Below are 23583 nucleotides of genomic sequence, written 5' to 3'. Positions count from 1 at the left end.
GATCTCCAGGAGGCTGGGGAGACAAAAGTCTACTCCCGGCGTCGGGGGCGGCTCCTTGCCGCAACACCCCATTTCCTGCCCTATCGTCCGCCGCCCCGATGGACCCACTCGACCAGGGCGTCGAGGGCCGGCTGGGCCCGGTTGGCGTTGTCGTGGTTGGCCATCATCACGACGATCCACCGGCGGCCCTTCACGTCGCGCACGAAGCCCGCGATCGCCTGCACGCCGGTCAGCGTTCCGCCCTTGATGTGCGCCTGGCCGGCCGCGGCGCTACGCGTGTTCTTGAACGTGCCGTCGAGCGCGAACACCGGCAGCGACGAGACGAGCTCGGGCATCACCGGGCTGCCCCAGGCACTCTTCAACAGCGCCGCGAGCGTGGCGGCACTGGCCCGGTCTGCGCGCGAGAGGCCCGCGCCATTCTCGATCTGCAGCTCCGGCGCGCGGATGTCCTTCTGCCGCAGCCACTCGGCGATCACGAGGCTGCTCGCCTTCGCCTCGCCCGGGACCCCGAGCTTCTCCGCGGAGAGCGTGAGGAAGAGCTGCCGCGCCATCACGTTGTTGGAGAACTTGTTGATGTCGCGCACCAGCTCGGCGAGCGGATCGGATTCCTCGGTGTAGAGGAGCTTTGCCTCCACCGGCCGCGTGCCGGCGCGCACCTTGCCGAGGATCTTGCCGCCCGCTTCGCTCCACGCCCAGCGGAAGGCGCTCTCGAAGTAGCGGTCGCCGTCGAAGACGGAGAGCGCCCAGCTTTTCTCGCCGCAGTCCTGCGGATAGGTGCCGGAGAAGACGACCGTGGCGAGCAGCCCCGTCTCCTCGATCTCGTGGCGGATGTTGCGCCGCCATGCACCGCACGCCTCCTTCACTGGCGTGAGGCGGCTCGCGATCGTGACGTTGGGCAGGTCCGGTTCGCCGAAGACGCGGATCCCTCCATCGGTCGGCACGAAGCGGAAGTCGATCGCCTTGAAGTTGGCGAGCAGCGCGTCGGGCCCCACGTTGTAGGCGCGGCGCGTGTCGCCATCGAACTTGGCCGGGTCGTGGACGAGGGGCGCGAAGTAGGTGCGGTCGAGCACCACGTCCCCGCGGATCTCTTGCACGCCGCGGGAGCGAAGCTGGTGGACCATCTTCCAGATGCGATCGTAGGTGAGCTTCGGATCGCCGCCGCCGCGGATCACGAGGTCGCCCTGGAGCACGCCGTTGCGGATCTCGCCCGCGACGATGAGCTGTGTCTTGAACGTGAAGGCGGGCCCGAGGAGATCGAGGCCCGCGTACGTGGTGACGAGCTTCATCACCGAAGCCGGGTTGAGCGGCTTGTCCGCGTTCACGGACACCAGCGCGCTGCCGCCTTCCACCGGCTCCACGACGACGCCGACCGCATCGATCGGCACGCCCGCCTTCGCAAGCTCCGCCTTCACCGTTGTGGGGAGATCGCGCGCGGAGGCGAGCAGCGGCACGGCGAGGATCAGTGCTGCGAGGAAGCGCCTCACGACGGCGTTCCGAAGCGACCGGCGATGGCGAGGCCGGCATCCACCAGCAGCGCGAACTCGCGGTCGCCGATCACATAGGGCGGCATGAAGTAGACGGTGCGCCCGATGGGCCGCAGCAGCACGCCGCGGGAGAGTGCGAGCTCGAAGGCCTGGCGCGCGAACTCCGCCGCCTGCGTATCGACCTCGAAGGCCCAGATCATGCCGCGCTGCCGGAAGTTGCGAACGGACGGATGCGACGCGAGCTCGCCCGCGCTCGCCGTGAAGCGCTCGGCCTTGGCGCGGTTGCCGGCGATCACGCCGTCGCGCTCGAGGATATCCAGCACCGTGCACGCGGCGCGGCAGGCGAGGGCGTTGCCCGTGTACGAATGCGAATGGAGGAAGCCGCGCGCGACATCATCGTCGTAGAACGCCGCGTACACCTCGTCGGTGCACAGCACGCACGAGAGCGGGAGGAATCCCCCGGTGATGCCCTTCGACAGGCACATCAGGTCCGGCCCTTCGCACTTTGCCTGCTCCCACGCGAACAATGTCCCGGTGCGCCCGAAGCCCGTCATGATCTCGTCGGCGATCAGCAGCACCTCGTAGCGCGTGCAGAGCTCCCGCGCGCGGACGAGATACTCCGGCGAATACATCCGCATGCCCGCCGCACCCTGCACGATGGGCTCGACGATCAGCGCCGCAATCTCGGCATGGCGCTCGGACAGCAGGCGCTCCAGCGCGTCGATCGCGCCCGCCTCGCCGGGAAAAGGCACGCGCAGGTTCTCGCGCAGCAACGGCGCATAGGCATCGCGGAAGATCGCGACGTCGGTGACGGCGAGCGCGCCCACCGTCTCGCCGTGATAGCCGCCGTCGAGCGAAACGAAGCGATTCTTGCCGCGCTTGCCGCGATTGGCCCAGTAGTGGAAGGCCATCTTGAGCGCGATCTCCGTGGCACTGGCGCCGTCGGAGGCATAGAAGACGTGCCCCAGCTTCCCGGGCGCCACGCGCGCGAGCCGCTCCGAGAGCTCGATCACCGGCTCGTGCGTGAAGCCCGCCAGCATCACGTGGGAGACCTTGCCGAGCTGGTCGCGGATCGCCGCCTCGATCTCGGGGTGGCCGTGGCCGAGCAGGTTCACCCACCAGGAGCTGACCCCATCCAGGATGCGCTTGCCCTCGAAGTCCTCGAGCCAGGCGCCCTTCGCGCGCGCGATCGGCACGAGCGGGAAGCGCTCGTGCGCCTTCATCTGGGTACAGGGATGCCAAACCGCCGCGAGGCTGCGCGCGACCGCGCGCTCGTTGCTCACGACCCCAGCAGCTTGTTGATCTGCGCGGCGAGCGAGCTGGTCGCCTCCGTGGCGAGCGGTTCGAGGCTTTCGTGCGGCATGGCCTGGGTCCCGTCGGCGGCGAGGTAGCAAAGGGCAGTAAAGAGGGATCGCGTCTCGACTTGCGCGAGCGCGTCCTGTTGGGGTCGGGTGGCAAGCTCGACGCCGCCGGAAGTCACGATGACGCGGAGTCCGGGCTCCAGCAACGACAGCGGCCCGTACTTCTCATAGTGCTTTTCCAGCTTCCCGAGGATGAGTACCTCGAGCTCCCCCTTCTCCTGCGATCCAAGCAGCGGCATGGCGCCATATTAACGATTACCAAGAAGTGTTCAACCATTTCGCGGCCTCGTCCGTTACTCCTACAAGGACATGCGCTGTCCTCTGGCAACCGTGTCAGGCGAGTGCTAGCAACCGCTCGTTACGTTTGCAGGCGATATTCCGTGCACGAGGTTTGCTTACGGTTAGTGGTGTCCGGTTCAACCTGAAAAGGAATGACGGCCATGCACCTGCTGGATTGCATCGAAACGCAACTCGTCTGCAACCGCCTGCCGCTGGTCGGGGTCACGGTCGCGGCGGTGCCTTACGCCAACACGCCGTTCGTCCTCACCCTCCACTGGCACGGCTTCGTCGAGACGCGCCTGGCGGATGTGACGGATGCCAACGTCGTCGCCTACCAGCCGGTGCCCAGCAGCGCGCTCCAGGTAAACGAGCGCTGGGACCACTTCGAGGAGCTGGACCACGAGGTGCTGAACACCGCGTGGGAGCTCGGGGCCTGGCGCCTCGAGCGTACGGAGGCCCTTCCCTTCGTGCGTCCCGGCGCCACCGAGCAGGAATCCATGCGCTGCCTCGGGGCGTTCGGCACCCCGCCGGTGCTGATCGAGGGGCAGCCGCCGATCGTCGCAGAGTGCCCCGATTCGGAAGATCTGATCGAGGCCGCGTCGCGCTCGGGATATTACGAATGGATTTTCCATCCGGTCCGCGGCGGCCTGTGGACTGAACGTAACGAGGACAGCACACTCCAAGAGGGCGGTTACAGGAACCCCCCATGCCCCTACTTGAGCGCACCCATTCGCCCCGGCCGCAATCGCCGCGTGGTCTACCAGCTCGGCAAGAGCGAGCGCATCGCACGCTGACGGCCGCGTTCGCGACGCTCGTCCTGCTTTCGGGCGGGACGGGCTGCGCCACGCCGCCCACGGCCCAGAAGGTGATCTCGGACGCGCAGGCGTCTTCCGAGCCGATGAAGATCAAGTCCTCCAAGGGCGAGCTTTCGCCCGAGCGCACCCGCGCCATCGTCGAGCGCGTGAAGGCACTCGGCCCGGATGCCGACATGCTGATGCGCCACCTCGTCGTCGAAGAGGCGGTGGCCGACAGCCCGCTCACCATCGAGAACAAGACCACGCTGCTGCAGAACGGCCCCGCCACGTACAAGTCGATGTTCGAGGCGATGGAAGCCGCGAAGGACCATATCTACGTCGAGATGTACATCGTCGAGGACGACGAGATCGGCCAGAAATTCTCCGAGCTGTGGCTGCGCAAGCAAAAGGCCGGCGTCCCGGTGAGCGTGCTCTACGACAGCGTGGGCTCCGTCAGCACGCCGAAGGAATACTTCCAGAAGCTGAAGGACGGCGGCGTTACCGTCGCGGAGTTCAACCCGGTCAACCCGTTGAAGGCCCAGAAGGGCTGGGAGCTGAACGACCGGGACCATCGCAAGTTGATCGTGGTCGACGGCCAGGTCGGCTTCGTCGGCGGCATCAACATCTCCGGCGTCTACTCGGGCGGCTCGTCCACGCTGCGCAAGAAGAGCAAGGACGGCGCCGACGCGAAAGCCCAGCGCCCGTGGCGCGACACGCAAGTGAAAGTAGAGGGCCCCATCGTCGTCGAGCTGCAGAAGTCCTACCTCGAGGCGTGGTCGAAAGCCGCCACCAAGGAACAGCCTCCCACGAAGCAGCAGAAGCTCGTGCCCAAGGCCATGGGCAAGGAAGCGGTTCGCGTGCTCGCCGGCTGGTCGGACGAGAAGGACACCGTCAACCCGATCTACGCCACGTTCGTCTCCGCGATCACCCAGTCGCAGAAGAGCGTTCACCTCACCATGGCGTACTTCGTCCCCGATCCCGAGACGATGAAGGCGCTCACGGATGCGGCGAAGCGAGGCGTGGACGTGAGCATCGTCGTGCCGAGCTTCAGCGACTTCTGGGCCGTGTTCCATGCCGGCCGCTCCAAGTACGAGGATCTGCTGGAAGCCGGCGTGAAGATCTACGAGCGCAAGGACCGCCTGCTGCACGCGAAGACCGCGGTGGTGGACGGCGTGTGGTCCACGGTGGGCTCGGCCAACCTCGACTGGCGCAGCTTCATCCACAACAACGAGCTGAACCTCGTGATCCTCGGCCAGGGCTTCGGCGAGCAGATGGAAGCGGCCTTCCAGGACGACGTCTCGAAGTCCGAGCGCATCACGAAGGAAGCGTGGGCCAAGCGACCGCTCAAGGACCGCGCGCTCGAAACCTCCGCGCTCGTCTGGCAATACTGGCTCTAAAGCCAGGCACGTAGGCCCCCGCCTACATCCCCGGGGTGGACGCCGCCACATAGTGAACCCTCGGGCGCCCCCGGGGAGAAACCATGAAGAGCAAGACGATGCTTGCGGAATTGATCCGCAACAACGAGACCGCCATTCTCGACGAATGGCTGGCGGAGCAGCAGAAGTCGCTCACGCGCTCGCGCGACAAGATCAGCGACACCGACCTCAAGGCCGACTCCAGCGCATTCCTCCGCTCCCTGGTCGACGGACTGCAAGTCGGCGACGGCGATCTCTCGTCTCCCGGCTGGAAGGGCGTCCACGGCGAGCTGGACAAGATCGCTTCGTCACGCGCGCGGAAGGGGTTCACCCCGAGCGAGACGGCCATGTTCGTCTTCTCGCTGAAGCAGCCGCTGTTCGCCCGCCTGGGCAAGGAGCTGGCCGCGAAGCCCGCGGAGCTCGCCTCCGAGACCTGGAACCTCACCACGCTGCTCGATCGCCTCGGCCTCTCCTCGACGGAGGCGTACCAGCGCAGCCGCGAGGAGGTGATCATGCGCCAGCAGCGCGAGCTCCTCGAGCTCTCGACGCCGGTGGTGGAGCTGTGGGACGACATCCTGGCACTCCCGCTCATCGGCACGCTGGACAGCAACCGCACGCAGGTCGTGATGGAGAGCCTGCTGCAGAAGATCGTGGAGTCGGGTGCCTCGATCGCGATCATCGACATCACGGGCGTGCCCACGGTGGATACGCTCGTGGCGCAGCACTTGATGAAGACCGTCGCGGCCGCTCGCCTCATGGGCGCCGACTGCATCATCAGCGGCATCCGCCCCCAGATCGCGCAGACCATCGTGCACCTGGGCGTGGACCTCACCGCCGTCACCACCAAGGCCAGCCTCGCGGATGCATTCCGCGTGGCACTCCAGCGCACCGGCGCCTCGATCACCAAGGGAAAGGGCGCGGTGAAGAATCCGGAAGGAGCCGGCGCAGCGAGCTGACGCCATGGAGCGCATCCCGATCCTCCGGATGGGCCGCATCCTCCTGGTGAGCATCCAGGTGGACATGCACGACCAGCTCGCCCTCACGCTCCAGGACGACCTCACCTCGCGCATCGTGTCCGACCGCGCGCGCGGCGTGCTGATCGACATCTCGTCGCTCGACGTCGTGGACTCGTTCATCGGCCGCATGATCGGCAACATCGCGGCGATGTCGCGCGTGCTCGACGCGCAGACCGTCGTCGTGGGCATGCAGCCCGCGGTCGCGATCACGCTGGTGGAGCTGGGCCTCGTGCTCGAAGGCGTGCGCACGGCGCTCAACGTCGAGAAGGGAATGGCGCTCCTGCAAGACGCGACCTCGTAACGCGTCCCAGGGCGTCCGAGCCAATGGCCGACGTCACCACCGTCCAAAGCGACAAGCTTCCGCTCAAGACCGGCGAGGATGTCGTGCGCCTGAGGCAGCTCACGCGCGAGCACGCCGTGCGCGTGGGCTTGAGCCTTGTCGACCAGACCAAGGTCATCACCGCGGCCAGCGAGCTCGGCCGCAACACCATCACGTACGGCGGGGGCGGCGAGGCGCTGGTCGATACGGTGCAGAACGGGACGCGCCGCGGCGTCCGCCTCGTCTTCACCGACCAGGGACCGGGAATCGCCGACATGCGCCTCGCGCTCACGCCGGGCTATACGTCGGGCGGCGGGCTGGGGCTCGGCCTCACGGGCGCGCGCAGCCTTTCCGACGAATTCGACATCCAGTCCGAGCCCGGCAAGGGCACGCGCGTGACGATCACGCGCTGGAAGCCGTTCTGATGCGCTGGCAAGCCCAATTCCCGATCGCGGATCCGAGCCATGTCGCGCAGGCGCGCACGGCCCTCGGCAGCCTCATGCACGACGGCGGCTTCGACGAGACGCGCGCCGGCCGCGGCAACCTCGTGCTCACGGAAGCCGCGACCAACATCCTCAAGCACGCGGGCGAAGGCTCGCTGCTGATCCGCAGCCTCGCCAGCGAGGGACTGAAGGGTGTCGAGGTCCTCGCGCTGGACAGCGGTCCGGGCATCCGTGATTGGGCGCACAGCAGCGCCGACGGGGTCTCCTCCTCCGGTACGCAGGGCACGGGCCTGGGCGCGATGCGCCGCCTTTCCGACGAGTTCGACGCCTACAGCCGCGACCGCAAGGGCACGATCGTGCGCATGGCCATGTGGTCCGGCGCGCGGAAGGAAGAGTCCGGGTCCTGCAACGTCGGTGCCGTATGCATCCCGATGAAGGGCGAGGAAGTCTGCGGCGACTCGTGGGGCATCGCATCGCACCCCGAAGGCGTGACCCTCGTCGTGGCCGATGGGCTGGGCCATGGCTTGCAGGCTCATGATGCGTCGGAGGCGGCGATCGAGGTCCTGATGAAATATCCGGCCGACTCCGCGACGCGCCTCCTCGACACGGCCCATGCGGCCTTGCGCTCCACGCGCGGTGCCGCGATGGCGGTGGCGCGCTGCGATTTCGCGAAGCGGGAGATCGTCTACGCGGGTGCCGGCAACATCTCCGGCTCCATCGTCGGCGAGGGCCCGCGCAAGCAGATGATGTCCCACAACGGCATCGTGGGCCACAAGATCCACAGCTCCCGGGCGACCCCGTACCCCTGGCCCGAGGGCGCGCTGCTCGTCATGCATTCGGACGGCCTCGAGACGCAATGGAATCTCGACGACTACCCCGGCCTCGTCGAACGCCACCCGGCGCTGATCGCCGCCGTGCTCTATCGGGATTTCACGCGCGGCCGCGACGATGTCACCGTCGCCGTCCTGCGCGCCGGGCGCTGATCCATGGCCATCCGCATCCTCACCGTCGCGCTTCGCCAACCCTCGGATCTCGTGGCCGCCCGCCAGCGCGCGCGCCAGCTTGCCGAGGCGCTTTCCTACCCGCACACCGACCAGATCGCCATTGCAACATCCGTCTCGGAGATCGCGCGCAACGCCATCCGCTACGCCAGTGGCGGTCGCGTTGAATTCGGCATCGAGGACGTGGACGGCGCGCAGCACTTCGTCGCGCGCGTGATCGACACGGGGGGCGGAATCCCGAACCTCGAGGAGATCCTCGCCGGGCGCTACGTGTCGGAGACGGGCATGGGCCTGGGTCTCGTGGGCGCGCGGCGCCTGATGGACTCGATGCAAATCGACACGCAGGCGGGAAGCGGCACGACGGTCACCCTGACCAAGCGCCTGCCCCCGGCGCAGCAGGGCCGCGGCGACCTGGGGCGTATCGCCACGCAGCTGCCGCACCTCACCGCGCCCGACACGATCGTGGAGCTGCAGGCGCAGAACCGCGAGCTGATGCAGGCGCTCGCCGACCTCGCCCGCCACCGCGAGGAAGTGCAGCAGATGGCCCGCGAGCTGGAAGACACCAACCGCGGCGTGATGGCGCTCTACGCGGAGCTGGACGAGAAGGCGGATTCCCTGCGGAAAGCCGACGAATCCAAGACGCGCTTCCTCTCCAACATGAGCCACGAGTTCCGCACGCCGCTCTCCTCGGTGCGGGCACTCTGCAAGCTGCTCATCTCGCACGCCGATGGGCCGCTCGAGTCGGAGCAGGAGACGCAGGTGCGCTTCATCGCGCGCGCCGTCGACGACCTCACCGATCTCGTGAACGACCTGCTGGACATCGCCAAGATCGAGTCGGGCAAGATCGACGTGCGGCCCACCGAATTCACCGCGGCGGATCTCTTCAGCACGTTGCGCGGCATGATGCGCCCGCTGATCACCCCGGCCGTGGACCTCGTGTTCGAGATCCCCGGCGACATCCCCGTGCTTCGCACCGACGAGGGCAAGGTCGCGCAGATCCTCCGCAACTTCATCTCCAACGCGCTCAAGTACACCGAGCACGGCCGCGTCACCGTGAGCGCACACCTTTCGTCCGATGGCCGCACGGTGGAATTCTCCGTCGCGGACACAGGCATCGGCATCGCCCCCGAGCACAAGGAAGCGATCTTCGAGGAGTTCCTGCAGATCCCCGGTGCCTTGCAGGGCAAGACCAAGGGCACGGGCCTGGGCCTGCCGCTCTGCCGCAAGCTCGCCGCGCTGCTGGGTGGGTCGGTGAGCGTCGACAGCACGCTGGGCAAGGGGTCGGTGTTCGCGGCGACCTTGCCCATCCTCGTGCCTTCCGCGCATGGCGGAACGAGCCCCGCGGCCCCGAAGGAAGGCGGATCGCAGGGATTCATCCTCGTGGTGGAGCCCGATGCGCGCCTCCGGGCGAGCCTCGAGGTCGCACTGAAGTCGACGGGCTACGAGCCCTTCTGCGTGCCTTCGGTCGCCGAGGCACAGGACGTGATGCAGAGCGTGCGTCCTGCGGCCGTGGTGATCGTGGGCGAATCAGGCGCTGAGCTGCATACCGGATCTCGTTGGCTTCGTGACCTGAAGGGCCCGGGCGCGGTTCCGGTCCCGGTGCTCGTCGCGAGCGCGGCGGCCGACCGGTCTCGCGCCATCGAAGCCGGCGCGGATTGGCATGTGTCGACGCCCTACGAGATCGGCGAAGTGACCGCCGTCCTCGAGCGCCTGCTGCAGGCGCGGCGCGACAACTCGCCGGTGCTGATCATCGACGACGACGAGGCCGCGCGCTACGTCCTGCGGAAGCTCCTCAACACCGACTCCCGCGTGGAAGAGGCCAGCGACGGCCTGCGCGGCGTGGAGCTCGCAGAGCGCTGGAAGCCGCGCTGGATCTTCCTCGACCTCAACATGCCGGGCCTGCAGGGCGAAGAGGTGCTCGATCGCCTGAAGGCCGATCCGAAGACCGCCGACATTCCCGTGGTGATCGTCACCGCGCGCGATCTGCCGGCCGCCGACCGCGCCCGCCTCGCGCCGCGCGTGAAGGCGATCATCTCGAAGAACGAGCTCTCCCGTGAAGCGCTCGAGAAGGCGATGGCCGCATGACGATCGCCCACGACAGCGACGGCGCCCTCGTCCTCGTGGTCGATGACAACGAGGGCGGCCGCTATGCGAAGAGCCGGATCCTGCAGCTTGCCGGCTTCGAGGTCATCGAGGCCGGCACCGGCTACGAAGCGATTCGCCTGCTGAAGGAGCGGCGGCCCGAGCTGATGGTGCTGGACGTGCGCCTGCCCGATCTCAACGGCCGCCATGTAGTGCTGCGCATTCGCGCCGACCCCGATGTCGCCGACGTCGCGGTGCTGCAGACCTCGGCCACGCACGTGGACGCGCATCACAAGGTGCTGGCCCTCGAGGCGGGCGCCGATGCCTATCTCGCGGAGCCCGTGGAGCCCGAGGAGCTGGTGGCCAACGCCCGCGCCCTGCTTCGCATGCGCCGCGCGGAGAAGCGGCTGCACCAGGCGGAGTCGCGCTTCCGCGAGATGTCGGAGAGCATCGGCGACGTCTTCTGGATCCTCGATCCGGTCGAGATGAAGTTCGACTACGTGAGCCCCGCGTTCGAAACCATGTGGGGCCGTACGGTCACCGACGTGATGGGCGACATCGATGTGTGGCTGGACGCGATCCATCCGGATGACCGGAAAGGCGCGCTCGCTTCGACACGGCAGCTGGTCGACATGGGGACGTACAACGAGGAATACCGCATTCGCCGGCCCGACAAATCGGAGCGCTGGATCGCCGTGCGCGGTTTCCCGATGCGCAACGCGGGAACCGAGCGGCGCGTGGCCGGCGTCGCGCAGGACATCACCGAGCGCAAGAACGCCGAGGCGGCGCTGCTCGCGCTGGACCATCGCAAGGACGAGTTCCTCGCGATGCTGGCGCACGAGTTGAGGAATCCCCTGGGCCCGATCCGCAACGCCGTCGAGATCCTGCGCATCGCGCCTTCCGAGCGGACCGAGATGCACGCCAAGGCGCGCGAGATGATCGGCCGGCAGGTCTCGCACCTCGCGCGGCTGGTGGACGACCTGCTCGACGTCTCGCGCATCACGCAGGGCAAGATCGCGCTGCAGATCGCGCCCGTGCGGCTGGAAGCGGTGGTGCACGCCGCCCTCGAGATGGCGCGCCCGGCGATCGATGCGAACGGGCTGCAGGTGACCGTGAGCCTCGCGGACGAGCCGCTCTGGATCCACGCCGACGCCGTGCGGCTCACCCAGGTGATCGGCAACCTCCTCAACAACGCGGCGAAATTCACGCCGCCCGGGGGGCACATCACGCTGCGCGGCGAGCGCCGCGGCGATGAAGTGGCGATCGTCGTCGAGGACACCGGCATCGGCATGGCGAGCGACCTGCTGCCCCACGTCTTCGAGCTCTTCGCTCAGGGCGACCGTACGCTCGAGCGCACGCGCGGCGGCCTCGGCGTGGGCCTGGCACTCGTGCGCCGGCTGGTGGCGATGCACGGCGGCAGCGTGAAGGCGAGTAGCGCGGGCCAGGGCCAGGGAAGCCGATTCGAGGTGCTTCTTCCGCTGATGAAGACGCCCGCCGAGGCGAGCCCCGGATCAGCGCCGGCGCGTCCCGCGTTCGTGCCCCGCAAGATCCTCGTGGTGGACGACAGCCGCGATTCGGCCGAGGCATTGGCCGTGCTGCTGGAGCAGTCGGGCCACCAGGTCGTAGCCGCGTTCAGCGCGCGCGAGGCGCTGGTGAAGGCCAAGGCGTTCGTGCCCGACGTGGTCTTCCTCGACATCGGGTTGCCGGAGATGGATGGCTATTCGCTCGCGCGCAAGATGCGAGAGATGCCGGAGACGAAATCCGCGCGCATCCTCGCGCTCACGGGCTACGGGCAGGTGGAGCATCGCGAGCATGCCCTCGCGTCGGGCTTCGACGATCACCTCACGAAGCCCTTCGATCCCGCCCAGCTGAGCCAGGTGATCGGCTAGACCTACGCGTGCGCGCCCAGCGTGTTGGCGACGATGCGCGGGTAGTAGAACCCGATCGCGGACCACAGGTACCAGTATTCCAGCGTGCCTTGTTCGATCTCGATTCTCATGGCCACTCCCGAAGTACGGTCGATGACTGACTATCGGCCGCGGCACGCGCGGGGTAAGCCGGAAGCGGGTGGATTTCCTTGTAGGACGGCCGTTAACGCGGCGTGGGCGGAGTTTCGCCGGGCTGTAGTCCGGTGACGGCCGCGCGGATCTCGCGCAGCTTCGCCTTCACGCGCGCCCGGTTACCCGATCCCAATCGCAGCATCGCCTTCTGCCCGAAGGACGCCTCTTCGAGCGCCGGGTCCGCGAACTCCAGCAGCACCTTCGGCTGCACGAGGCGGATCGGTCCTTTCGGATCCGGCGTCTCCAGCAAGTGGTCGATCACCTCCACCAGCCGGTCGTTGAAGTAGCGGTTCGGATAGCCGAGGTCCACGTATGCCTGCTGGAAGAGCGGATAGAAGTGGCGATAGGCCGCCACCAGCTTCGCGGTATCCACCGACTCCAGCAGGCGCACGTGCATCGCATAGCGGCTGTCGTTGGCCGGCGCGAAGGCCAGTGTGTCGCCCGTGCCCTGCGTGACCGAGACGCTCGGCACCGGCTTCATCGGGTTCAGGCGCTGCGCCACTGTCTCGCGCGGGAGGTTGTCGATGGTGGCCACGAGGTTGCGCACCAAGCTCTCCGGATTGAGCACGCGGCCGAACGCATCGAGCCCGATCAGGCTCGCGATCGCTTCGGTGAGCCGGGCGTCGCTCTCGTTCAGGGGTGGAAGCTCGCGCGCCGGCTCCGCGGGCAGGGGATAGCGCGGACCGGTCGGCGCCGCTGGCGGCGCGGAAGCGGCGGGGGCGGAAGCTTGGGGAGCTGGGGACTGCGCGTACCAGGGCCAGAAGAAGAAGTAGCCGACTCCGGCCACGGCCAGCAGGACGGCGACGGCGATGGCGGCGCGGGCGGGGTTCATACCTTAGGGATCGCCGTCCGGCGGCACAAGTTCCGGTGCCGCAGAGGGGGTGAGCAGGTACTCACCTCGGAAGGGGCCATGTAATTCGGCCGGCGACCTTGAAACCTTCATGGTTCAGGCCTATTATTAGCACTCGTATCGGGTGAGTGCTAAGCCCCCCTGATTACCTTCGAGGCTGCTTTCAGCGGCCTCCCCCATCGCAAGTCGAGACCTAGCTGAGGAGATAACTCATGAAATTGCGTCCGTTGCACGACCGAGTGATCGTCAAGCGCCTGGAAGAAGAGCGGAAGACCGCTTCCGGCATCGTCATCCCCGACACCGCCGCCGAGAAGCCCGACCAGGGCGAAGTGCTGGCCGTCGGTCCCGGCAAGAAGAACGACGACGGCAAGATCACCGCCGTCGACGTCAAAGTCGGCGACAAGGTCCTCTTCGGCAAATACTCGGGCACCACCGTCAAGGTCGACGGTGACGATCTGCTCGTGATGCGCGAGGAAGACATCATGGCCGTCGTGAACTAACACGGCCCACCGAATCCACGCACTCGAAAGGAATTACCCATGGCAGCCAAAGACGTCAAATTCAAGGAAGCCGCACGCAACCGCATGATCGTCGGCGTGAACGTGCTGGCCGACGCGGTCAAAGTGACCCTGGGCCCGAAAGGCCGCAACGTCGTTCTCGAGCGCTCCTTCGGCGCCCCCACCGTCACCAAGGACGGCGTGTCGGTCGCGAAGGAAATCGAGCTGAAGGACAAGTTCGAGAACATGGGCGCGCAGATGGTGAAGGAAGTCGCTTCGAAGACTTCCGACGTCGCCGGTGACGGCACCACCACCGCGACCGTGCTCGCGCAGGCCATCATCGCCGAAGGCATGAAGTACGTCGCCGCCGGCATGAACCCGATGGACATCAAGCGTGGCATCGACAAAGCCGTTGCCGCCTCCGTCGAGCAGCTCAAGAAGAACAGCGTTCCCTGCAAGGACAACAAGGAAATCGCCCAGGTCGGCATGATCTCGGCGAACTCCGATGCCTCGATCGGCGACCGTATCGCCGAGGCGATGGATAAAGTCGGCAAGGAAGGCGTCATCACCGTGGAAGACGGCAAGGGCCTGGAAGACGAGCTGGAAGTCGTCGAAGGCATGCAGTTCGACCGCGGCTACATCTCCCCGTACTTCATCAACAACCCCGAGAAGCAAGTCGCCCTGCTGGAAGATCCGCTCGTGCTCCTGCACGACAAGAAGATCTCCAACATCCGTGACCTGCTGCCGGTACTCGAGCAAGTTGCGAAAGCCGGCCGTCCCCTGCTGATCATCGCGGAAGACGTCGATGGCGAAGCCCTCGCGACCCTGGTCGTGAACAACCTGCGCGGCATCCTGAAGACGACGGCTGTCAAAGCCCCGGGCTTCGGCGATCGTCGCAAAGCCATGCTCGAAGACATCGCCATCCTCACGGGCGGCACGGTCATCGCCGAAGAGCTGGGCCTGAAGCTCGAGAACACGACGCTGAAGGACCTGGGCAAAGCCAAGCGCATCGAAGTGGGCAAGGAAAACACCACGATCATCGACGGTGCCGGCAAGCCGGAAGGCATCAAGTCGCGCGTGGAGCAGATCCGCGCCCAGATCGAGGAAGCCACCAGCGACTACGACAAAGAGAAGCTGCAGGAGCGCGTGGCCAAGCTGGCCGGCGGCGTTGCGGTCATCAAAGTCGGCGCGGCGACCGAAGTCGAGATGAAAGAGAAGAAGGCCCGCGTCGAAGACGCGCTGCACGCCACGCGTGCCGCCGTTGAAGAAGGCATCGTGGCGGGCGGCGGCGTTGCGCTGCTGCGTACGCGCGAAGCCATCTCCAAGGTGAAGGGCGACAACCCCGAGCAGGATGCCGGCATCAAGATCATCCTGCGCGCCATCGAGCAGCCGCTTCGCGAAATCGCCCGCAACGCCGGCGACGAGCCGTCGGTTGTGGTGGCGAAAGTTGCCGAAGGCAAGGGCAACTTCGGCTACAACGCCCAGACGGGCGAGTACGGCGACATGGTGAAGATGGGCGTTCTCGATCCCACCAAAGTCACGCGCTTCGCTCTCCAGAACGCAGCCTCCGTTGCCGGCCTGATGCTCACGACCGACGCGATGGTTGCCGAGCTGCCGAAGGAAGACAAAGGCGGCGGCCCCGGCGGCATGGGCGGCGGCATGGGTGGCATGGGCGACATGGACATGTAATTCGCCGTCGTCCCTTCACAGGGACGTCATCCCCGAGGGTTCAATCGGGGATCCAGCGAGTCCAACAAAAAGCCCCGCTTCGGCGGGGCTTTTTCTTTGTACGGCGCGGCGGCCTCGACCTAAAACAAGGAACGTCGCTATTTTAGATTTTCGACAAAAACTAAAATAAGGGGGCTACGCAGAGCCCGCGTTCGCGTTCATCCGTCGCAGCCGCTTCGCCATCACCTTCATGACCTCGAGCCCGAAGTAGGGCGTGTCGTGGATCAGGTCCAGGAACTGGCGCTCGGTGATCGACATCAGCCTGCAGGGCGTGCGGGTGACGGCACTCGCCACGCGCGGCTCGCTGTCGATGAGGGACATCTCCCCGAAGGGTTCGCCGGGCCCCAGGGTCTCGAGGATGCCGTCGGTGATCCTCAGGTCCACCTGGCCTTCCAGGATCACGTACATGATGTTGCCCGCATCACCTCGCGAGAAGATGGTGGTGCCTGCTTCGTGACGCGTTCCCTGCGTGGCTTCGAACATGCTGAGGATGACGCTCATGCGGGCTCTCCCTTTCTTGTTCGCCGTTATGACGGCAGTATCTCCGAAAGGGAGCGCGCCTGCATGACCGCCGTCAAGACGGCCCGTCAGGGCAGCTCTGCCACCCTCACCGCCATCTTCATGTGGAAGATCGTGATCGAATCGTCGACCAGGTATCCGGCGAGCCGGTAGCCCTTGCCTCCCAGCGCGTTGACCTGCACCCGAGGCTTTATGGAGTGCTGCCCGTTGGAACAGAAGAGCGTCACGTCGTAGTGGCCGGGCAGCAGCGTCACTTCCGACCGGGTGGCGCCCAGCTCGACGCCGGTGGAGCCGCGCACGCCCCGCACCTCGAGGATGTTGCAGGCGAAGAGCTTCGTCTCGGAGGCGGCGACGAGGCGGGTCACGTCGCCGGCCCCCTTGCCCGAGGCGTTAGGCGCCGTGAATGGCGTCGCGGCGCAGGCGCCGAGGAGGAGCGGCAGCAGCAGGAGGGCGGGATGAGGGCACATGGCTGGTTACTCCACAGGTGGGGTAACCATACAAACGCAATCCGTCCCGCAAACCGGACACGCTACATCAGTGTCCACGCCGCCTTCGCGATGGCCGCTGCTGCTTCCCGCCCACTAAAGTCACGCGCTTTGCTTTTCGAAAATGCGTCCGCTGCCGGCCTGATGCTCACGACCGATGTGATGGCTGCCGAACTGCCGAAGGAGGACAAGGTTGGCTGCATGTCCAGTGAATGGGCGGCATGGGTGACGTGGATGTGTGACATCGTCGAAAGTCGCTATTGCGATCCGGGAGATGTCACCCACGAGGGTTTAGTCGGGGACCCAGCCTCTAGCGTCACAATAAGCCCCCCTTTCGGCGGAGCCTTTTCATGCTGCGGTGAGCCAAGAATCCCTGTGCCACACAATTGGCTCATATTTTAAGACCGTCTCCCCGCTCGCATTCCGGGCAAGCTCGATAGTGATCAAGCGATCGTTCTGAAATGCGGGACTCAACTCCAGGCTCAAGTAATCAAACAAGGGCTTTTCATGAACAGCGATGACGACTTGGCGGCCGTGCTGCTTCGATAGAGTTCTCAGCAGAGCCGCGAACTGCGCGATGTGTACCTCATCCATGCTTTGAACGGGATCGTCAATGACCAACCACGGGAGATGGGCATCGACTGAGAGATGTAGAGCGAGAAAGAGAGTAAGTGCCGCCGTATTGAGGTTGCCGGCGCTCAACATCTCTCTCGGATTGCCGCCGATGCCTCCGTTTCGATAACGCGTCTCGAGGATGGCCTCAACGGAACCCGATGCGTCCGGGGGTACTGCAAAACTGGGCACAAAGGGTTCTTCTGGTGCCAGTCGCACGAACAAGTCCTTCCACAGCGTGTTTAGAGATTCATTAAAAACGCGACGCACGATGTTCGCCTTAGTCTCACGTGCCCCTCGGGCGAGAGCCTTTGCACTTTCAACCGCAGCATCTGCATTGTGCTTCGAGGCAATCAATCGAGTCAGCCGTTGCTCAAACTGTGCGACTTCCAACTCAAGCCGACCTGCCCGATCACGCAGATCGGTCAAATTACTTACCAATCTCGACGCCTCTCGCCGATCTTGCTGGGAACGTAGAAGACGCTGCTTCCGTGCAGAAATCACGGCGTCAAATCTCCCCAAGGCCGCATCAATGGTCTCCGACGCCCCCAGCTCCTGAAGTCCTAATAGGGCCCCGACTCGATCCACCACGCTACGAATTGCAGTGGCCATCTGGTCGCGGTGGCGTCGCTCGGAAAGGCGCCTTGCGGCTACCAGTGCCGCCTCACCGATAGCTGTTCCTTCAGCTGCTATGGTGCCTATCCCCGCCAAGGCCGAGAGCAATTCGGCGAACGTGGCTTGCACCGACTTCAGCGTGTCCGTGGCGCTCTGATTGAGCTGTCGGGACGAGAGTGCAGCGAGCTCGCGGTCAAGAGCGGACGACGCTGAGCGGGAGAGTGCGCGCGCTCGCGAAATCTCCTGAATTCGGCTGGCGTTCTCTGAGAGAGCTGCAACGCGATTCGCCACGAAGGCATGGAGCGGCAGATCCGATTTCTCCTTGAAATCACGCATGCATACCGGGCACTCATCGGATTGAATGTGAGTAAGAATCTCACTCAAGGACTGAGCCAACGGCCCGCTGCTGATGGCAAGCTGATTTAGTTGCCCCTCAAGCGCTTGGTCGCGGGCCTTCGCCTGCGCAATCTCTTGGGCCAATTGCGCAATGCGTTCATCAAGACCTTTCGACTGCGATAGGGCCGACGCGCGCTCCTCCATTTCCCTCCTAACCACACTGGCCCATGAGAGGTGCCATGGAGTGCTTATGAGGTCAGAATGCTCTATCGAGGGCAGAACCGACCGAACCTTAGTCTTCAAGGCCTCGACTTCGCGACCTGGACCCAGTTCCCACTCCCTGAAGCGCGCTTCAGTGCGCTTCGCCTCGACTTCCAGCGCGACGATCTCCGCTTGCGAGTCGGTTGGAACTAGGACGTTCCACTGCTCGCGCGCCGAAGATACTTCCCGCTGAAGGCCGGCAAGCTCCTGGAGAGGCGCATCTTCGTTGGCCGAACCTAGAAGGCGAGCAAGTTCCTCAAGCGGCATCTCGGCCGGAACTGAAATGGCCATCCCCACAAGGATCGGATCTAGGGACGTTCTGAAAGCCGCCATTCGCACCCTGAGCTCGGCCAACTCCTTCTGACTGGCGACCGACCGTTTCCCAATCTCCGGAATGTCCTCGCGCACTTCCCAGTACCGGGGAACCGTACCCTTGAGCCTGCGCACGTCTCCCGCGTCATGAAGGCCGTCGATCAGGGCGTCGAGGTGATCGAGTCCAAGCAGGTCCTTCACGAACCTTGTTAAGGGCGTTTCCGACTGGCGCGCGCTGCCTCCCTCGTATAGTTCCAACAATCGACCCAAGGTGGCCTGAGCTAGAAAGCAGCGCTCCCCGTAGTGGTGGGAGTCATCGCTCGATAGCAAGGGAGTCGCAGTGATCCCATCGCTGTCGATCGTCGCAACACCCCATTGGGTGTCGTTGCCGTAGTTCTCGCAAGCAGCTTTGACCGAAGCGCTTTGTGCCTCTTTGTGTATTAGATGTGCAGCGTAGTTGACGTCAATTCGTTGAAACGATTGAACTCGCCCGGTGAGTGCCAACTCGAGTGCAGATAGAAGGCTAGTTTTCCCCGTTCCATTCTGTCCGTGTATCAGCACAACTGGCGCATCGAGGGGGACGTTTATGGTTCCTCGGATGCTCCGAAAGTTCGTTATGGACAATGACTTGAGTCGAGCTGAACTCATGTCGAAGCCATTCCGCTGTCTCTCGGCTCATCGAGGCTCGAATCGATAAGCTTGTGCAACCCCTCGCTCACCGCGCTGGCCCCTTGCGGAGCCCTCATGACTAGGTCAGAGAAGGGAGCTCCAAGACCTTCAGCGACGTTTCGCACTTCCTTGAGCGAGTCGGCAAGCTTCCCTGACGATGCGGGCACGTTAAGCGGGAGAAGCACGGCGAGAGACCGTTGAATCTCGTCTGGTTCAAGACTCGCGACAAACAGCACGCGGCAGAGCCTAGCCATGGCCTCAACCACTCTATCCATTGGTCTTGGCCCGACCAGCAGCAGCGTAATTGGGCGTTTCGATTGGGAAACGTCTAAGGCGCGCGCCAGTCCCTCGACGTTTCTCAAGATACTGGCTCCTTGCTCGAAAGCTGTGTCCGCGATCACAACAACTTCGCTCGATACCCTTGTTCCAATAAAGACAGCGGCGAACGGAAACTCTAACCCTGAGATGTTGATTGGCGTAGCTAATGCCTTGAACCCCGCTGGGGCCAGAGCCTCGGCAATCTCGCCCATCGAGCGAGGCGCATTCACATCGACACCTGCATGCGGAACCTCTGGGCTAGCTCATCGATGCTGCTCGCAGCAGAGAATATGCTGGCGATACTGACGTCCTGTGCACCGGCTTTCCCCGTCCGTCCTGGTGGCGTTCGCGGGGTTCGCGCATAGGAAGAGGCAAGCTCGCCTGCTTGTATTACCACCACATCTGGTGCGTCTTCGACGTGACCACTCCTAACTAGCGTGAGTGCGGAGTGACTATTTGCCGTAAGGAGCACTCTGCATGTACGTCGCCCATTCGAGATGGTCAAGACGCCCGCAGCGATGTCCGTAGTTTTCGAGAGAGCCAAAGACCACCAGCCCTTTAGAACACCCAAACCCAATAGTCCAATCGCAATCGAACATTCGCGAAATCCAGATGCATTGAGCCCTGGATAGGCCGCAAGAGACTGAATCGGGACGGGAAGAGCCGGTTCGTACGCGTCAACGCCGACGCCCGTCCCATTTCTAAATAGCGCGAGAAAATAGGAAACATAGTTGATCAGGGCGTTCACATACGCGAGCCGGTCAAGACCGTCGGCGCCAGATGCGGCGGCATTTCGAAGGGTGATGGCCCCTTCCTTAAGCATTCCCCTGCCCGCGGGGTCGATGAGGCCGGGTAATAAGTCGATCAGTGCGATGACTTTCGACGTAAGTGCGTGGAGGACGACGGCGGGTAGCAGCTGTCTTGCGTACGCTCTCAGCAACGATCCTTCAACAATTGCTTGTCGATTGGTGGCGTTGAACGTAGCTCGATAGACGTTCTGAAGCAGCCCAATCTGATCGGTGCCGACCTGATCTTCTGAAAACACGAAGCTGGGCCGATCTCCTGGCCAGGGCCATGCCGTCCTCGCCTCTGAGTTTGCAAAGAGAGACTGAATGTTTGCATCCTGCGCCGACAGACCCATCATCAGCGTTGGCTTCGATCCAATGAGTGAGCCGAGAGCATCCACCACTCCCAAGTTATCGGGGAGACTGAGCCATCCATTAATCTGTGACTGACGAGCGACGAGAAATCGCCTGTACTCGCCCTCATTCGCTGTTGCTTTGACCGCACATCCGTGAAATTTGTATAGGGTGCTTCGGAGAGCCGGTGTGCGCAAGTCGGTGAACTTCACGCATACAACCAGCACGTTTGTGGAGGGATATAGCTTGGTCAAAGCCCTCTCCAAGAGACCATCCCAGTTCGCACTTGCCACGGTCGAGGCGACGCCCTCGAGAATCAGAATGGCAACACAAAGGTGCTCGACGTCCGGCTCTAGGGACGGATTCGCATACGTCGAGCGAACATCTGCTGCCTCCCAAAGTAGGAAGTCTTCGTCCTTTCCATCGACAAGAGTATCTAGAAACCGCGCGTAGTTTGTGGACAGTCGCCTGACTATCGCGTCCGTGTCTGGCCAGGCCGAGAACGGAACAGAGATATCAAAGCGAGCCCGTTCCGGTGCTGTTGGCGAGGCGAGGTTTAGTGCGCGATCGAGGGCGCTTCTGAACGGACATGCTGTATCGGCTGGGTCGATATGAGATCGCAAATATTCAATTACCTTGCCGATGATTGTCTGCAATCCAGGAACGCGTCCAAACGAGATGCCGGATCCGAGCCAGAGCGCATAGCGGTCTTCAGCCACTCCTTTCGCAACTGGCAGAAAAGGGCCGTCCAGCAGTTCTAACGTCTGCCGAACAGTTATTGTGGCGGCGGTGAAAGTCATGTTTATAAGATCTTCGGAGAGACCCAAGAACGCCCGCTCAGATTGCCTCTTCGGCTCGGTCGAAACCCTACACACTGAGGTAGGAATTGGCGCCGACGAGGTCCATCTACGCGACAGGCGCCTCTTCGTATCGCGTGCGATCGGTGTCGTGCCGGAAGTCGAGGTCGCTCATGTCGCTACTGTCCGGACATGGGTGCCAGCCCGGCCTTCGTAATCGCCGCCGCCGCTTCCGGCGACGAGAGGAACTTGATCAGCGCGCGGCTCGCATCCGCGTTCTCGACCGAGTTGGCGAGCACGCCCGAGAAGGCGACACGCGATTGCAGCTCCGAGGGAATCGGGCCGACCAAATCGATGCCCGGCACGTGCATCAGCTCGCTCACCTGCTGGAAGCCGATCTCCGCCTCCCCGCGCGCAACGACCGCGGCGACGGGTTCCCCCGAGGGCGGCCCACGCACCTTGCGGCTCTTCGACTGGATCTGCTCCCACACGCCGAGCTGCTGGAACAGCACGGTGGAAAGGTAAGTGCCGCTGCTGCTGTCCGAGTAGGCGATGGACTTGGCCGAAAGCAGAGTCTTCTTGAAGGCATCCACGGTCGAGATGTCCGGCTTCGCCGCGCCGGCTTTCACCACCATCCCAATCTGCGAGCGCGCGAAGGCAACCTTGGTATCGCCTTGCACTTGTCCCTTCTTCGCCAGATCGTCGATCGCCTTGCCGTCCATGATGACGACATCGACGCCTTCACCGCGGCCGATGCGCGCGGGAATGGCTTCGGGCGAATCACCCATCGACGGGCCGCGCGTCGTGACGAGCTTGTGGCCGCTCGCCTTCTCGAACGCGGGGGCGAGTTCCGAATACGCGCCGTAGAACCCGGCCGAGATCATCACGCGAACCTCTGCGGCGGACGCGCCCTGCGCGGCCAGCAGCGCGGCGAGTGCGAGGGTGGAAACCCATCGAGCCAGCGATCCTGCTTTCATTGTTCTCTCCTCGGAAATAAGTCAGTTTGCGCCGCCTTCAAAGGCGGGAGCTGTTGCAGCGCGCGTTCCAGCACGGCGTCGCGTTCACCCGTACGACGATCCGCTCCTTCGACCACGATGTCCGGTACGAGGCCCTTGCCGTCGAACGATCGGAGCTTGGGCGTGAGATAGCGCGCCGTCGTGAGCTTGAGGACTCCATCGTTCCCGCCCAGGGGAAGGAGCGTCTGGATCGTCCCGATGCCCGCGGTGTTCGAACCCACGACGATGGCGCGCTTGTTGTCCTGCAAGGCACCCGCGACGATCTCCGCGCCGCTGGACGTATAGCCGTTGACGAGCACCACGAGGGGGACCGATTGCCGGACCTGCTCGCTCACACCCTCATACGGGTTCGGGGCAAATGCGCCGCGAACGTAGTTCGATTTCTTCGCGGTAAGGCTCATCGGCACATCCTTGGACCGACCCCGCAGCTCGGCGATGGGGGCATCGGTGGGCAGGAACGCGGCGGCGATCCCGATGCTCACGGGAAGCAGGCCACCCGTGTTACCCCGGAGGTCGAGGACCAGGCCCCGAACGTTGGATCCGGCCTCCTTGTCGAGCTTCTTCAACTGGTCGGCCAGCAGCGTCATCGCATCCGGGCTGAACCGGGCGAGGCGCACGTAGGCAATGTTGCCGGCCAGCAGGCGGCCGTCGGCGATGGGAGGGGAATAGGCCTCGCGTTCCAGGTCGAACTCCCTGGCCTTCGCCTCGCCCTCGCGCACGATCGCGATCTTGATCCGCGAGCCCTTGTCACCCCGGAGAAGGCGGATGATCTCGTCGAGGGGTAAACCAGTCACGGGTTTCGCGTCGATGCGAACGATGACGTCGCCGGCGAGAATTCCACCGCGTGCGGCAGCCGACCCCTCGAACGGCGTCAGCACCTCGATCAACCCGTCCCGGTCCCGCACCTCGATCCCGATGACGCCTGTCTGTTTCGGGTTGAGCAGGTTGTCGTACTTCTCCTTGTCGATATAGGAGGAATACCGGTCGAGCGCTGCAACCATGCCGCTGACGCATCCGCCGATGAGCTTCTGATCGCTGGGGACATCGACGTAGTCCGTACGGATTCGCGCGACCGACTCGTTGAAGATGCGCGTCATGTCCGTCGGCGGTGGATCGGCTGCGGCCTCGGCGAAGCCCGGCAGCAAAGCGATGGCGACAAGGATCGTCCGGGTCAT

21 protein-coding genes are annotated in these 23583 nt (G+C 64.5%); 10 read left to right on the top strand and 11 right to left on the bottom strand.

All coding sequences use genetic code 11. The features are described 5' to 3' along the window. Positions 1–80: 80 nt before the first annotated feature. From dacB to DSM104443_RS20455, 3 genes are read right to left on the bottom strand one after another with little or no spacing between them, the layout of a single operon-like run. Positions 81–1484, bottom strand: a complete 1404-nt coding sequence (gene dacB / locus DSM104443_RS20465; RefSeq protein ID WP_171095645.1) for a D-alanyl-D-alanine carboxypeptidase/D-alanyl-D-alanine endopeptidase — start codon at positions 1482–1484, stop codon at positions 81–83. After that, a complete protein-coding gene (locus DSM104443_RS20460) occupies positions 1481–2767 on the bottom strand; it encodes an adenosylmethionine--8-amino-7-oxononanoate transaminase (RefSeq protein ID WP_171095643.1) in 1287 nt (428 codons plus the stop codon). Before DSM104443_RS20460 ends, dacB begins: the two co-directional genes overlap by 4 nt. Further along, positions 2764–3084, bottom strand: coding sequence for a hypothetical protein (locus DSM104443_RS20455; protein WP_171095641.1), 321 nt, complete (start codon positions 3082–3084; stop codon positions 2764–2766). Before DSM104443_RS20455 ends, DSM104443_RS20460 begins: the two co-directional genes overlap by 4 nt. A 192-nt stretch (positions 3085–3276) precedes the next feature. Between DSM104443_RS20455 and DSM104443_RS20450 the strand changes: the two genes are divergently transcribed. The 8 genes from DSM104443_RS20450 to DSM104443_RS20415 all read left to right on the top strand — a co-directional run bounded on the left by DSM104443_RS20450 (position 3277) and on the right by DSM104443_RS20415 (position 12083). Continuing rightward, on the top strand, positions 3277–3918 hold the full coding sequence (locus DSM104443_RS20450) for a diguanylate cyclase (RefSeq protein WP_171095639.1): 642 nt from the start codon (positions 3277–3279) through the stop codon (positions 3916–3918). Then, positions 3831–5315 (top strand): cardiolipin synthase, encoded by a 1485-nt coding sequence (cls, locus tag DSM104443_RS20445; protein ID WP_212756822.1) that lies wholly within the window; start codon positions 3831–3833, stop codon positions 5313–5315. Before DSM104443_RS20450 ends, cls begins: the two co-directional genes overlap by 88 nt. An 83-nt stretch (positions 5316–5398) precedes the next feature. After that, the gene (locus DSM104443_RS20440) at positions 5399–6289 is read left to right on the top strand and encodes an STAS domain-containing protein (RefSeq protein ID WP_171095637.1); all 891 of its coding nucleotides are present in this window, start codon (positions 5399–5401) and stop codon (positions 6287–6289) included. Between the two features lie 4 nt (positions 6290–6293). Beyond that, positions 6294–6650 carry an STAS domain-containing protein gene (locus tag DSM104443_RS20435; RefSeq protein ID WP_171095635.1) on the top strand — a complete coding sequence of 119 codons (357 nt, stop codon included), beginning with the start codon at positions 6294–6296 and terminating at the stop codon, positions 6648–6650. Between the two features lie 23 nt (positions 6651–6673). Further along, the gene (locus tag DSM104443_RS20430) at positions 6674–7093 is read left to right on the top strand and encodes an anti-sigma regulatory factor (protein ID WP_171095634.1); all 420 of its coding nucleotides are present in this window, start codon (positions 6674–6676) and stop codon (positions 7091–7093) included. Further along, entirely contained in the window at positions 7093–8094 is a 1002-nt protein-coding gene (locus tag DSM104443_RS20425; RefSeq protein ID WP_171095632.1) for an ATP-binding protein, read from the top strand. Before DSM104443_RS20430 ends, DSM104443_RS20425 begins: the two co-directional genes overlap by 1 nt. A 3-nt stretch (positions 8095–8097) precedes the next feature. Continuing rightward, positions 8098–10197 carry an ATP-binding protein gene (locus DSM104443_RS20420; RefSeq protein WP_171095630.1) on the top strand — a complete coding sequence of 700 codons (2100 nt, stop codon included), beginning with the start codon at positions 8098–8100 and terminating at the stop codon, positions 10195–10197. Further along, positions 10194–12083 (top strand): hybrid sensor histidine kinase/response regulator, encoded by a 1890-nt coding sequence (locus tag DSM104443_RS20415; protein WP_171095628.1) that lies wholly within the window; start codon positions 10194–10196, stop codon positions 12081–12083. Before DSM104443_RS20420 ends, DSM104443_RS20415 begins: the two co-directional genes overlap by 4 nt. Positions 12084–12285: 202 nt before the next feature. On the opposite strand, the gene DSM104443_RS20410 is transcribed toward DSM104443_RS20415, so the two are convergent. After that, on the bottom strand, positions 12286–13086 hold the full coding sequence (locus tag DSM104443_RS20410; RefSeq protein WP_171095626.1) for a DUF3014 domain-containing protein: 801 nt from the start codon (positions 13084–13086) through the stop codon (positions 12286–12288). A gap of 230 nt (positions 13087–13316) precedes the next feature. On the opposite strand from DSM104443_RS20410, the gene groES reads away from it, so the two are divergent. Both groES and groL read left to right on the top strand, forming a co-directional pair. Continuing rightward, positions 13317–13604: a co-chaperone GroES gene (gene groES, locus DSM104443_RS20405; protein WP_171095624.1), complete on the top strand. Its 288-nt coding sequence runs from the start codon at positions 13317–13319 to the stop codon at positions 13602–13604. A gap of 39 nt (positions 13605–13643) precedes the next feature. Further along, positions 13644–15290 carry a chaperonin GroEL gene (gene groL / locus DSM104443_RS20400; RefSeq protein ID WP_171095622.1) on the top strand — a complete coding sequence of 549 codons (1647 nt, stop codon included), beginning with the start codon at positions 13644–13646 and terminating at the stop codon, positions 15288–15290. A gap of 174 nt (positions 15291–15464) precedes the next feature. On the opposite strand, the gene DSM104443_RS20395 is transcribed toward groL, so the two are convergent. From DSM104443_RS20395 to DSM104443_RS20365, 7 genes are all read right to left on the bottom strand, one after another. After that, positions 15465–15830 (bottom strand): Crp/Fnr family transcriptional regulator, encoded by a 366-nt coding sequence (locus DSM104443_RS20395; protein WP_171095621.1) that lies wholly within the window; start codon positions 15828–15830, stop codon positions 15465–15467. Between the two features lie 86 nt (positions 15831–15916). Beyond that, on the bottom strand, positions 15917–16315 hold the full coding sequence (locus DSM104443_RS20390; protein WP_171095618.1) for a hypothetical protein: 399 nt from the start codon (positions 16313–16315) through the stop codon (positions 15917–15919). A 366-nt stretch (positions 16316–16681) separates the two neighbouring features. Beyond that, on the bottom strand, positions 16682–19117 hold the full coding sequence (locus DSM104443_RS20385) for an AAA family ATPase (protein ID WP_171095617.1): 2436 nt from the start codon (positions 19115–19117) through the stop codon (positions 16682–16684). Then, the gene (locus tag DSM104443_RS20380; protein ID WP_171095615.1) at positions 19114–19668 is read right to left on the bottom strand and encodes a hypothetical protein; all 555 of its coding nucleotides are present in this window, start codon (positions 19666–19668) and stop codon (positions 19114–19116) included. The genes DSM104443_RS20385 and DSM104443_RS20380 overlap by 4 nt, the downstream gene beginning before the upstream one ends. Before the next feature lie 14 nt (positions 19669–19682). After that, entirely contained in the window at positions 19683–21395 is a 1713-nt protein-coding gene (locus tag DSM104443_RS20375; protein ID WP_171095613.1) for an SIR2 family protein, read from the bottom strand. Between the two features lie 176 nt (positions 21396–21571). Next, entirely contained in the window at positions 21572–22369 is a 798-nt protein-coding gene (locus DSM104443_RS20370) for a substrate-binding domain-containing protein (RefSeq protein ID WP_171095611.1), read from the bottom strand. Next, positions 22366–23583: a S41 family peptidase gene (locus DSM104443_RS20365; protein ID WP_171095610.1), complete on the bottom strand. Its 1218-nt coding sequence runs from the start codon at positions 23581–23583 to the stop codon at positions 22366–22368. The genes DSM104443_RS20370 and DSM104443_RS20365 overlap by 4 nt, the downstream gene beginning before the upstream one ends.

The organism is Usitatibacter rugosus (genome assembly GCF_013003965.1).
In the GTDB taxonomy this organism is placed as follows: domain Bacteria; phylum Pseudomonadota; class Gammaproteobacteria; order Burkholderiales; family Usitatibacteraceae; genus Usitatibacter; species Usitatibacter rugosus.
Note: the sequence above shows the minus strand (reverse complement) of the source record. Positions and strands in the feature narration are given on the sequence as shown.

Bases quoted from the DNA above. Each gene is read 5' to 3' on its own strand.
- DSM104443_RS20455 (WP_171095641.1), bottom strand. From the start codon at position 3,084: ATGCCGCTGCTTGGATCGCAGGAGAAGGGGGAGCTCGAGGTACTCATC.
- DSM104443_RS20450 (WP_171095639.1), top strand. From the start codon at position 3,277: ATGACGGCCATGCACCTGCTGGATTGCATCGAAACGCAACTCGTCTGC.
- cls (WP_212756822.1), top strand. From the start codon at position 3,831: ATGCCCCTACTTGAGCGCACCCATTCGCCCCGGCCGCAATCGCCGCGT.
- DSM104443_RS20440 (WP_171095637.1), top strand. From the start codon at position 5,399: ATGAAGAGCAAGACGATGCTTGCGGAATTGATCCGCAACAACGAGACC.
- DSM104443_RS20435 (WP_171095635.1), top strand. From the start codon at position 6,294: ATGGAGCGCATCCCGATCCTCCGGATGGGCCGCATCCTCCTGGTGAGC.
- DSM104443_RS20430 (WP_171095634.1), top strand. From the start codon at position 6,674: ATGGCCGACGTCACCACCGTCCAAAGCGACAAGCTTCCGCTCAAGACC.
- DSM104443_RS20425 (WP_171095632.1), top strand. From the start codon at position 7,093: ATGCGCTGGCAAGCCCAATTCCCGATCGCGGATCCGAGCCATGTCGCG.
- DSM104443_RS20420 (WP_171095630.1), top strand. From the start codon at position 8,098: ATGGCCATCCGCATCCTCACCGTCGCGCTTCGCCAACCCTCGGATCTC.
- DSM104443_RS20415 (WP_171095628.1), top strand. From the start codon at position 10,194: ATGACGATCGCCCACGACAGCGACGGCGCCCTCGTCCTCGTGGTCGAT.
- DSM104443_RS20410 (WP_171095626.1), bottom strand. From the start codon at position 13,086: ATGAACCCCGCCCGCGCCGCCATCGCCGTCGCCGTCCTGCTGGCCGTG.
- groES (WP_171095624.1), top strand. From the start codon at position 13,317: ATGAAATTGCGTCCGTTGCACGACCGAGTGATCGTCAAGCGCCTGGAA.
- groL (WP_171095622.1), top strand. From the start codon at position 13,644: ATGGCAGCCAAAGACGTCAAATTCAAGGAAGCCGCACGCAACCGCATG.
- DSM104443_RS20395 (WP_171095621.1), bottom strand. From the start codon at position 15,830: ATGAGCGTCATCCTCAGCATGTTCGAAGCCACGCAGGGAACGCGTCAC.
- DSM104443_RS20390 (WP_171095618.1), bottom strand. From the start codon at position 16,315: ATGTGCCCTCATCCCGCCCTCCTGCTGCTGCCGCTCCTCCTCGGCGCC.
- DSM104443_RS20385 (WP_171095617.1), bottom strand. From the start codon at position 19,117: ATGAGTTCAGCTCGACTCAAGTCATTGTCCATAACGAACTTTCGGAGC.
- DSM104443_RS20380 (WP_171095615.1), bottom strand. From the start codon at position 19,668: ATGGGCGAGATTGCCGAGGCTCTGGCCCCAGCGGGGTTCAAGGCATTA.
- DSM104443_RS20375 (WP_171095613.1), bottom strand. From the start codon at position 21,395: ATGACTTTCACCGCCGCCACAATAACTGTTCGGCAGACGTTAGAACTG.
- DSM104443_RS20370 (WP_171095611.1), bottom strand. From the start codon at position 22,369: ATGAAAGCAGGATCGCTGGCTCGATGGGTTTCCACCCTCGCACTCGCC.
- DSM104443_RS20365 (WP_171095610.1), bottom strand. From the start codon at position 23,583: ATGACCCGGACGATCCTTGTCGCCATCGCTTTGCTGCCGGGCTTCGCC.